At 73.8% G+C, this 8,452-nt stretch carries 9 protein-coding genes; all 9 read right to left on the minus strand.

The window, feature by feature from the left end; translation table 11 throughout:
- Window positions 1-2 precede the first annotated feature (2 nt).
- Complete coding sequence (locus ZF1_RS27265) at window positions 3-923, minus strand: aminoglycoside phosphotransferase/kinase family protein (RefSeq protein WP_482638654.1); 921 nt, start codon at window positions 921-923, stop codon at window positions 3-5.
- 1,629 nt (window positions 924-2,552) lie between these two features.
- The gene (locus ZF1_RS27270) at window positions 2,553-3,524 is read right to left on the minus strand and encodes a ParB/RepB/Spo0J family partition protein (RefSeq protein ID WP_405420729.1); all 972 of its coding nucleotides are present in this window, start codon (window positions 3,522-3,524) and stop codon (window positions 2,553-2,555) included.
- 1 nt (window position 3,525) lies between these two features.
- A complete protein-coding gene (locus tag ZF1_RS27275; RefSeq protein WP_482638655.1) occupies window positions 3,526-4,419 on the minus strand; it encodes a ParA family protein in 894 nt (297 codons plus the stop codon).
- 70 nt (window positions 4,420-4,489) lie between these two features.
- Window positions 4,490-5,164, minus strand: coding sequence for a 16S rRNA (guanine(527)-N(7))-methyltransferase RsmG (gene rsmG / locus ZF1_RS27280; protein WP_062399027.1), 675 nt, complete (start codon window positions 5,162-5,164; stop codon window positions 4,490-4,492).
- A complete protein-coding gene (locus ZF1_RS27285; protein ID WP_482638761.1) occupies window positions 5,161-5,652 on the minus strand; it encodes a Jag family protein in 492 nt (163 codons plus the stop codon). Before ZF1_RS27285 ends, rsmG begins: the two co-directional genes overlap by 4 nt.
- 155 nt (window positions 5,653-5,807) lie before the next feature.
- Entirely contained in the window at window positions 5,808-6,947 is a 1,140-nt protein-coding gene (gene yidC / locus ZF1_RS27290) for a membrane protein insertase YidC (protein WP_482638656.1), read from the minus strand.
- A 40-nt stretch (window positions 6,948-6,987) separates the two neighbouring features.
- Entirely contained in the window at window positions 6,988-7,353 is a 366-nt protein-coding gene (gene yidD, locus ZF1_RS27295; RefSeq protein ID WP_073573709.1) for a membrane protein insertion efficiency factor YidD, read from the minus strand.
- A gap of 41 nt (window positions 7,354-7,394) precedes the next feature.
- The gene (rnpA, locus tag ZF1_RS27300; RefSeq protein ID WP_062399033.1) at window positions 7,395-7,781 is read right to left on the minus strand and encodes a ribonuclease P protein component; all 387 of its coding nucleotides are present in this window, start codon (window positions 7,779-7,781) and stop codon (window positions 7,395-7,397) included.
- A 27-nt stretch (window positions 7,782-7,808) separates the two neighbouring features.
- Window positions 7,809-7,946: a 50S ribosomal protein L34 gene (gene rpmH / locus ZF1_RS27305; RefSeq protein WP_020622600.1), complete on the minus strand. Its 138-nt coding sequence runs from the start codon at window positions 7,944-7,946 to the stop codon at window positions 7,809-7,811.
- Window positions 7,947-8,452: the final 506 nt, after the last annotated feature.

The raw sequence follows: 8,452 nt of genomic DNA on the forward strand, positions 1-8,452 counted from the left end.
CATCAGCCGAGCACGCCGCCGCAGGGTTCGGAGGCCCGCCACAGCTCCAGGAGCGGGCTCATCCCGTCCCCGAGCCCCGGCTGCTGCGGGACCATCGCGAAGCAGGCGACGAGCTGCACCAGCCGGGCCGCCTCGCAGAGGGCGAGCAGCTCGGCGTCGACGGGACGGTCGGCCGCCCGCTCGTAGGCGACGACGACCTCCGGGCCGGCGAAGGTCAGGTCCCACTCGACCGGTCCGACGCAGACGTGCTCGAGGTCGGCGTCGTACGGACCGTCCGGGGTCCGCAGGACGTTGTACGCCGGCGAGTCCCCGTGCACCGGCTGCGGGCGTGTGCCGGGGAACCGGTCGGCGCAGCCCGCCTCGTCGCCGAGCACCGGGAGGATCGTCGCCCACTCCCGCAGCGCGCGGTCGCGGTCGGTGGGGGAGACGTGGGTGGTGTCGTGCCGCAGCGCGTCGAGCATCGCCGTGACGGAGTCGTCGAGTGGGTGCATCCAGTCCAGCTCGACCGGACACGGTCGTAGCGCGGTGTGCAGCCGAGCGAGCGTCGCGCCGCTCGCACCGGCGTCGGGCGGGCCGTCCGGGACGACGGTCAGGCGCTCCCAGAAGGTGAGGGACAGGTCCCCGGCGGCGACGGGTCGCTCCGGGTGTGCGGGCCGGACCACGGGGTGCCCGGCGTCCGACAGCCACCGGCAGACCGCGATCTCGCGCCGCTGCTGCTCCGCCTGTCCCGCCGGATCGAGGCCGGGCGGGAGGACGGTGGGGACCCGCACCACGACCGGCTCCGGCTCCAGTGCGACGACGACCGAGAACAGGTCGTGCAGGACGCGGGGTGTGCCGGGGCGGTAGCCGTGGTCCCGCGCGGCGGACACCGCGGTGTCGACGGCGCGGTCGGTGCGAGCGGCGAGCTCGGCGTCGGTGAGCACCGGGCCATCCTGGGGCATCGGGATGTTCCACGTGAAACACACGCACGCGACGTCGGGCGGATCGGGCGGGCGGGGTCGGAGCCGCTCGGTGTGTGCCCGAGTCTGCCGCAGTGGGTCGCCCCGCCCTGCTGCATCGGCCGGTCCGATCCCACCCTGCGCCGTACGATCCCGCACCGTCCGGCCCGACCCCGCCCTGCCCCGGTTCCGTCTGCCCGTTCCGTCTGGGCCGGTCCCGCCCTGCCCGATCCCGCCCTGCCCCGGTTCCGTCTCCCGCCCGTTCCGTCTGGGCCGGTCCCGCCCTGCCCGATCCCGTCCTGCCCGATCCCGTCCTGCCCGCTTCCGCCCTGCCCGCTTCCGCCCTGCCCGCTTCCGCCCTGCCCGCTTCCGCCCTGCCCGCTTCCGCCCTGCCCGCTTCCGTCCTGCCCGATCCCGCACCGTCCGGTCCACGCGCGGTTCCGCGTCCGGAACCGTGCCGACGGGCCGAGCACTCCCGCGCCGAGCACTTGCCCGCGATGGCGCCGGCGCGGACACCGGCCTCGCAGGCCGCCGCGCGCTCCCGGGCCGGGCACTCCCGGGTGAGCACTCCTGGGCCGGGCGCCGGCGGTCCGGGCATCGCTGGACCCGGGGCCTGCGGGCCGGACGTGGTGGCCGGCGTCCACGCCGCAGCACGCGCGGTCGTCCCGGATGCTGGCCGCCGCCCACCGGCTCGGCGCATCCGGGCCGGCCGTCCCCCGGCACGGTCGCCGGACGGCGACACCGGCCGGGCTCCACCGGGAACGCCGAGGTGCGGCGATCCCACCGGTGCGTCCGGCTGCCACCTCGGGCCGACGAGCCCCCTGCGCCGCGGAGGCGCACGGATCGGCGTCGCCCGCACCCGGTACGCGGCGACGAGCTCCTCCGTCCCGCCGGGCGACGACGTCCGCACCGCCCAGGCCACCCTCGGCGGGACGAGACCTCGCCCCGGTCGCCGTGCCCGTGCGGCGCGTACGGAATCGCGACGCGGCAGGTCCCGCAGCGTGGGCGGACCACCCCGGGGCTGCGGCGTCCGCAGGCCACCCGCTCACGAGACCGAGCCCGACGCGCTGCCGGAGGCTGCCACGGCCTCCGTCGCTGTTCCACGTGAAACATCTCCGCCGCCCCGCCGCGGACCCGATCACATGCCGTACCGAGACCGCCGGAGAGAGCCGCGGACCCCAGCCGCGCACGAACCACGCAACCCCGGGGCGGACGCCCCGGCCCGCTCACCGACCGAGCCCGGCACTCCGTACGACCCTCGCCCGGGACGCACCACGAGCCGGACCACGCATGAACACCGTCGATGCGTCGAGTTCAGACATACGTACGACTGATCAGCCGGGTTCCGGGCGGTGCACACCTCCGCGACCACCGAGAAGCCGGGAAAAGCGACCAATCGGGCACGTCCGGCGGCTCAGCGGTCCCACACGACTCCTGAGACCCAGCCCGGCCTCCCCATCAACCCAGCACCCGTCGGACGTCCCAGAGGCCGTCTCAGGGCGCCCTCAGAAGTCGCCCAGCGCCCCACACCACGCCGCCACCCCGGTGCCCGGACAGACCGACGGCCGTCGTCCCCGGGGACGACGGCCGTCGGGGAAGGGGAGTGGTGTCCGGTCAGTCGCGCTCGCTGATCCCCATCAGCCCGGTGATCCGGTCGAGGTCCTCGACCGATCCGAACTCGACGACGATGCGGCCCTTGCGCTGACCCATCTCGACCTTCACCCGGGTGTCGAACATGTCGGCCAGCCGGTCGGCGCGCTCGACGAACTCCGGGCGCTGATCGCCGCGACGGCGGACCCGGCGTTCCTGCGGAGGTCCCGCGTGCCGCGCCAGCACGACGGCCTCCTCGGTCGCGCGGACGGACATGCCCTCCGCGACGATGCGGGTGGCGAGATCCTCCTGCTGCCCGGCGTCCTCGAGACCCAGCAGGGCGCGTGCGTGCCCGGCCGACAGCACGCCGGCGGCGACCCGGCGCTGCACCGACACCGGCAGCTTCAGCAGCCGGATCATGTTGGTGACGACGGGCCGGCTGCGGCCGAGCCGGTCGGCGAGCTCGGAGTGGGTGACGCCGAACTCGGCGAGCAGCTGCTCGTAGGCGGCAGCCTCCTCGAGGGGGTTGAGCTGGACGCGGTGGATGTTCTCCAGGAGCGCGTCGCGGAGCATCACGTCGTCGGCGGTGTGCCGGACGATCGCGGGCAGCGTCTCCAGCCCGGCGCGCTGGGCCGCGCGCCAGCGGCGCTCGCCCATGATCAGCTCGTAGTCGACACCGGCCCGGCGGACCACGATCGGCTGCAGCAGCCCGAACTCGCGGATCGAGTGCTCCAGCTCGGCGAGCTGGTCGTCGTCGAACTGGGTCCGCGGCTGCTTGGGGTTGGGCACGATCCGCCGCAGCGGGATCTCGCGGTACTCCGCGCCGCCGTCGACGACCGGGGTCTCGGGCTCGTGGTCGTCGCGCCGGACGGCCGGAGCCGGGCGGTGCAGGGGTGCGCCGGGCCCGTTGTTCCCGGGCCGGTCACCGGACTCCGACGGGCCGGTGGGGATGAGCGCGGCGAGACCGCGGCCCAGTCCACCCTTGCGCTCGGCCATCTCAGCGACCGTCCGGGCGGTAGGCGCCGCTCGCCCCGTGCTCGGCGATCTCCCGGGCCGCGTCGATGTAGCTCATCGCACCGCGGGAGCCGGGGTCATAGGCGAGCACGGTCTGGCTGTAGCCGGGGGCCTCGGAGACCTTCACGCTGCGCGGGATGACCGTGCGCAGCGCCGTCGGACCGAAGTGCTGGCGGACCTCGGAGGTGACCTGGTCGGCGAGCTTGGTGCGGCCGTCGTACATGGTCAGCAGGATGGTCGACACGTGCAGCGAGGTGTTCAGGTGCGACCGGACGAGGTCGATGTTGGACAGCAGCTGCCCGAGCCCCTCCAGCGCGTAGTACTCGCACTGGATCGGGATGAGCACCTCGGACGCCGCGACGAGCGCGTTGACCGTCAGCAGCCCCAGCGACGGCGGGCAGTCGATGAGCACGTAGTCGACGTCGAGCCGGGCCAGCGTCTTGTCGTTCAGCGCCTGGGCCAGCCGGGACTCCCGGGCGACCATGCTGACGAGCTCGATCTCGGCGCCGGCCAGGTCGATCGTGGCGGGCAGGCAGAGCAGGTTCGGCGACGCGGTGCTGACCGCGACGGCCTCCTCGAGGGGGATCTCGCCGAGCATCACCTCGTACACCGACGGCGTGCCGGTGCGGTGCTCGACGCCGAGTGCGGTGGACGCGTTGCCCTGCGGGTCGAGGTCGATCACCAGCACCCGGATGCCGTGCAGGGCCAGGCCCGCGGCGAGGTTGACCGTGCTGGTCGTCTTCCCGACCCCGCCCTTCTGGTTCGCGACGCCCATGACACGGCGCGCGGCCGGGCGGGGCATGCCGTGCCGGTCGGGGTGCAGGACGCGTGCGGCCCGCTCGGCCTCGTCCGCGATGGGGGTCCATCCGGCACTCATGCGCGACCCTCGCTTCCTGGACGGTTCGTGCCCGGTCGGTGTTTCACGTGAAACGGCGCTCCGGCACCCATCATCGCCGTTCCTTCCTCCGGTTGCGGCGGGGCGCGCCGGTCCGCGGGATCTCGACCACCGTGGTCAGCGGATCGACCACACCGGCTCCGGTCTCGTGGATCCGGGGCTCGCCCCCTCCGAGCGCACGGACCGCCGCGGCGTCGCGGGCGATCTCGTCCGGGGCGGAGGCGCCCTTCAGCACCAGCATCGCACCCCCCTGCCGCAGCAGCGGCAGGCAGATGCCCGCGAGCCGGGCCAGCGGTCCGACGGCCCGGGCGGTGACGACGTCGGCCCCCTCCCATCGTCGCAGAACGGGCTTCTCCTCGGCACGCCCCCGTTCGACGACGATGTCCAGGCCGAGGTCGCCCAGCACCTCGTCCAGCCACTCCACCCGGCGGGCCAGCGGCTCGATCAGCACGATCCGCAGGTCCGGCCGGGCCAGGGCGAGCGGGATCCCGGGGAGCCCGGCACCGGAGCCGACGTCGGCGACCCGGGCGTCGGCGGGCACGACCTCACCGAGGACCGCACAGTTCAGCACGTGCCGGTCCCACAGCCGGTCCCGCTCGCGCGGGCCGATCAGCCCGCGCTCGATCCCGGAGGTCGCGAGGTGCTCGACGTAGCGGACGGCCAGCCCGGTCCGGTCGCCGAAGACCTTCTCCGCGACCTCCGGGGTCGGGATGGGGGAGGTGGTCACTTCTTGTGGACCACGACCTGGCGACGCGGCTCCTCGCCCTCGCTCTCGGAGACGACGCCCTTCACGGTGGCGACGGCGTCGTGCACGACCTTGCGCTCGAACGGCGTCATCGGGCGCAGCCGCGCGGACTCGCCGCTGGCCTTGACCTCCTGGGCGGTCTCCAGGCCGAGCTCGGTGAGCTCGTCGCGGCGGTGCCGCCGCCAACCCGCGATGTCGAGCATCAGCCGGCTGCGGCTGCCCAGCTGCTGCTGGACGGCCAGGCGGGCCAGCTCCTGCAGGCTCTCCAGCACCGAGCCCTTGTCGCCGACGAGCTTCTGCAGGTCGGCGTCGTGCTCGGCGCCCTCGATGCTGACGATGGCGCGGCCGCCCTCGACGTCGAGGTCGATGTCGCCGTCGTAGTCCAGGATGTCCAGCAGGCGCTCCAGGTAGTCACCTGCGACGTCGCCCTCCTGGATCAGCAGGCTCTCGCCGGACGGCTTGTCCTGCACGTCCGGCCCCTCGGCGGGCTCCTTGGCGGTGGTGGGCACGCGCAACTCCTCTCGTCAACGGTTCGCTGTCCGTCGCGCCCGGGCCCGCGCGGCGGTGGGGTCCGCCGGGGCCGGCGGGGCGCGCCGGGGTCTGTCGGGGTGGTGCGGTGGGACGGTCAGCGACGCTTGCCGCGCCGGGCCTTCGCCCCCGGACGCTTCTGCACCGGCTTCGCCCCGGGCTTCTTCTGGCCGTTACCGGAACCGTTGCCGTTCCCGTTGCGGGCCGTTCCGTTGCGCTGCCCGTCGGGGGTCGCGCCGGTGCCGGCGGAGGCACCGTCGGATCCGGTGGCACGGGCCTCGGACGCCGCCTCGGCAGCCTCCTCCTCGGCCGGCTGGATCGGCTCGTCGGCGATCTCACGGACGTCCTCGGCGGAGCCGCGACGGACGTCGCGGAGCGGCTTCTGGCCGGGGCGCGGGGCGCGGGCCTTGGCGGACTCGGTGGCCTTCTCGGCCTTGTCCGACTCCTCGGCGTCGATCTTGCGGTAGACGACGTACTGCTGGCCGAGGGTCCACAGGTTGTTGGCGACCCAGTAGAAGAGGACCGCGAGCGGCAGGAACGGCGCACCGACGACGACACCGATCGGGAACACGTAGAGCATCAGCTTCTGCATGATCTCGGCCTGCGGGTTCGCCGCGACGGTGCCGGCGGCGATCTGCGCCTGCTGGCGGGCGACCGAGTGGCGCGCGGTGATGTGGGTGAAGATGCCGGCCGCGATCATCAGCGGGATCATCACGATCCACTGCGAGACCAGGTTGCCGCCGAGCGCCTCGACCGAGGCGGTGTTCTGCAGCGGGAAGATCGCCGAGCCCAGCTTCGCGCCGAACAGGCTCGAGTCGACGAACGAGGCGTTCTCGGCCGCGTTGAAGACGTAGTTCTCGGTCTTGCCCGGCTTGAACTCGCGCAGCACGTGGAACAGACCGATGAACACCGGGATCTGCACCAGGATCGGCAGGCAGCCCATGAGCGGGTTGGCGCCGTTCTGCTGCTGGAGCTTCTGCATCTCCGTGGCGAGCTTCTGGCGGTCGTTCGCGTACTTCTTCCGGAGCTTCTGCATCTCCGGGGCCATCTCCTGCATCTTGCGCATGGAGCGGACCTGCACGACGAACGGCTTGTAGAGGATGACGCGCAGCGTGAAGACGAGGAAGACGACCGACAGCGCCCAGGCGAACCCGTTGTCGTCGCCCAGGACGAAGCCGAAGACCTTGTGCCAGACCCACATGATCCAGCTGACGGGGTAGTAGATGAAGTCCAGCACTGCTGCGTTGCTCCTCGTGGTCTCGGGCGGGGCCCGCGGGTCAGCGGTCCGTACCGCGTGAGAGGCCTTCGGTCCGGGGCGGGTCGGTGGACGTCTGCTCCGGCCCGGGGTCGGGTTCGGTGCCGCTGCGCGGGACCCCGTCGCTGCGCCGCCGGCGCGGCGGCACCGGATCCCACCCGCCAGGGTGCCACGGGGCACACTTCAGCAACCGCCACACGGTGAGGCCGAGACCGCGCACGAAGCCGTGCTCACGGAACGCCTCGACCGAGTACGCGCTGCAGCTCGGGTGGAACCGGCAGCTCGGCATCAGGTTCGGGGAGATCCACACCTGGTACCAGCGCACCGCGGCCATGGCGGCCCGCGCGCCGACACCGGGCCGTGCGCCGGGGAGCTCTCCGTCGTCCATCGGAGCCTCCTCGCCCGTCGGGGCCGCGTCGTGTGTCGTGCTCATCGCGGGCCGTCCGCGGCCGGGCGCGGACGGCGCGGCCGCTGCGCCGCGCGCAGTGCGGAGTCGAGGTCGGCCGCCAGCTCGGCGGACGAGGCGTCACCGGCGGGCGGCAACGCTCGGACGACGAGTGCCGCGCCGGCGGGCAGCGCCGTCAGCCTGTCCGCGACCAGATGGCGCAGCCGCCGGGAGACCCGGTGCCGGGCCACGGCGTTGCCGACGGCCTTGCTCACGACGAAACCCGCCCTCGGCGAGGCGTGCTCGGGCACACCGCCGGGGCGGGTCAGGTCGAGATGAACCACCAGCCTCGACCGGCCGGCACGTCGTCCGCGCCTGATCGTCGAGGCGAACTCGGGCCGGCGGGTGAGCCGGGCGTGTGCCGGCAGCACGGCGCGGGCCGGTGGGGGCGCCGGCCGTCAGGCCGAGAGGTTGCCGCGCCCCTTGCGACGGCGCGCGGCGAGGATCGCGCGGCCGGCGCGGGTGCGCATGCGCAGCCGGAAGCCGTGCGTCTTGGCCCGGCGGCGGTTGTTCGGCTGGAAAGTACGCTTGCTCACGGTCGGCTCCTGGTCGGCGGTTCGCAGGCGTCCTGCGACGCCGAGATGTCTACGGTCACTGGCTCGGGTTCGCGGGCCACCGGCCACACGACGCTCCACAACGACAGATGCGGGGAGCCGCGTTCGACGGGCGCGACACGCCCATCCGACCAGGTGTCCGGTCGTCAAGGGTACGCAGCGCGTTTCGAGGGGGTCAAACCGCCCCCACCGGGCGCCGCGACCCCGCCGGACGCCCGCCACGACGGCTGCTGCTAGCGTCGCCGACCCCGCCCGGGACCGGCGCGGGAGTAACGACCGCCCGCACCCCGACCGAGACCTCCACACGACCGACGGCCGGTGCCCCGATGCGCGTCGGCCGGGACCTGCTGCGTACCTTTACGCACAAGTGTGGACAACTCTGGGGATACATCGCCCCCGAGGCCGAGTCCTCGTGTCCGGACGGCTCATCGCCAGTGCTCCGGGGGAGCAGACCGCCGGCGGCGGTCGATCGGGAGGGGGAAACGCGG

Source organism: Pseudonocardia sp. ZF1 (assembly GCF_056835605.1).

Coding starts and splice junctions, on each gene's coding strand:
- ZF1_RS27270 (WP_405420729.1), bottom strand. CDS start 3,524: ATGGCCGAGCGCAAGGGTGGACTGGGCCGCGGTCTCGCCGCGCTCATC.
- ZF1_RS27275 (WP_482638655.1), bottom strand. CDS start 4,419: ATGAGTGCCGGATGGACCCCCATCGCGGACGAGGCCGAGCGGGCCGCA.
- yidD (WP_073573709.1), bottom strand. CDS start 7,353: ATGGACGACGGAGAGCTCCCCGGCGCACGGCCCGGTGTCGGCGCGCGG.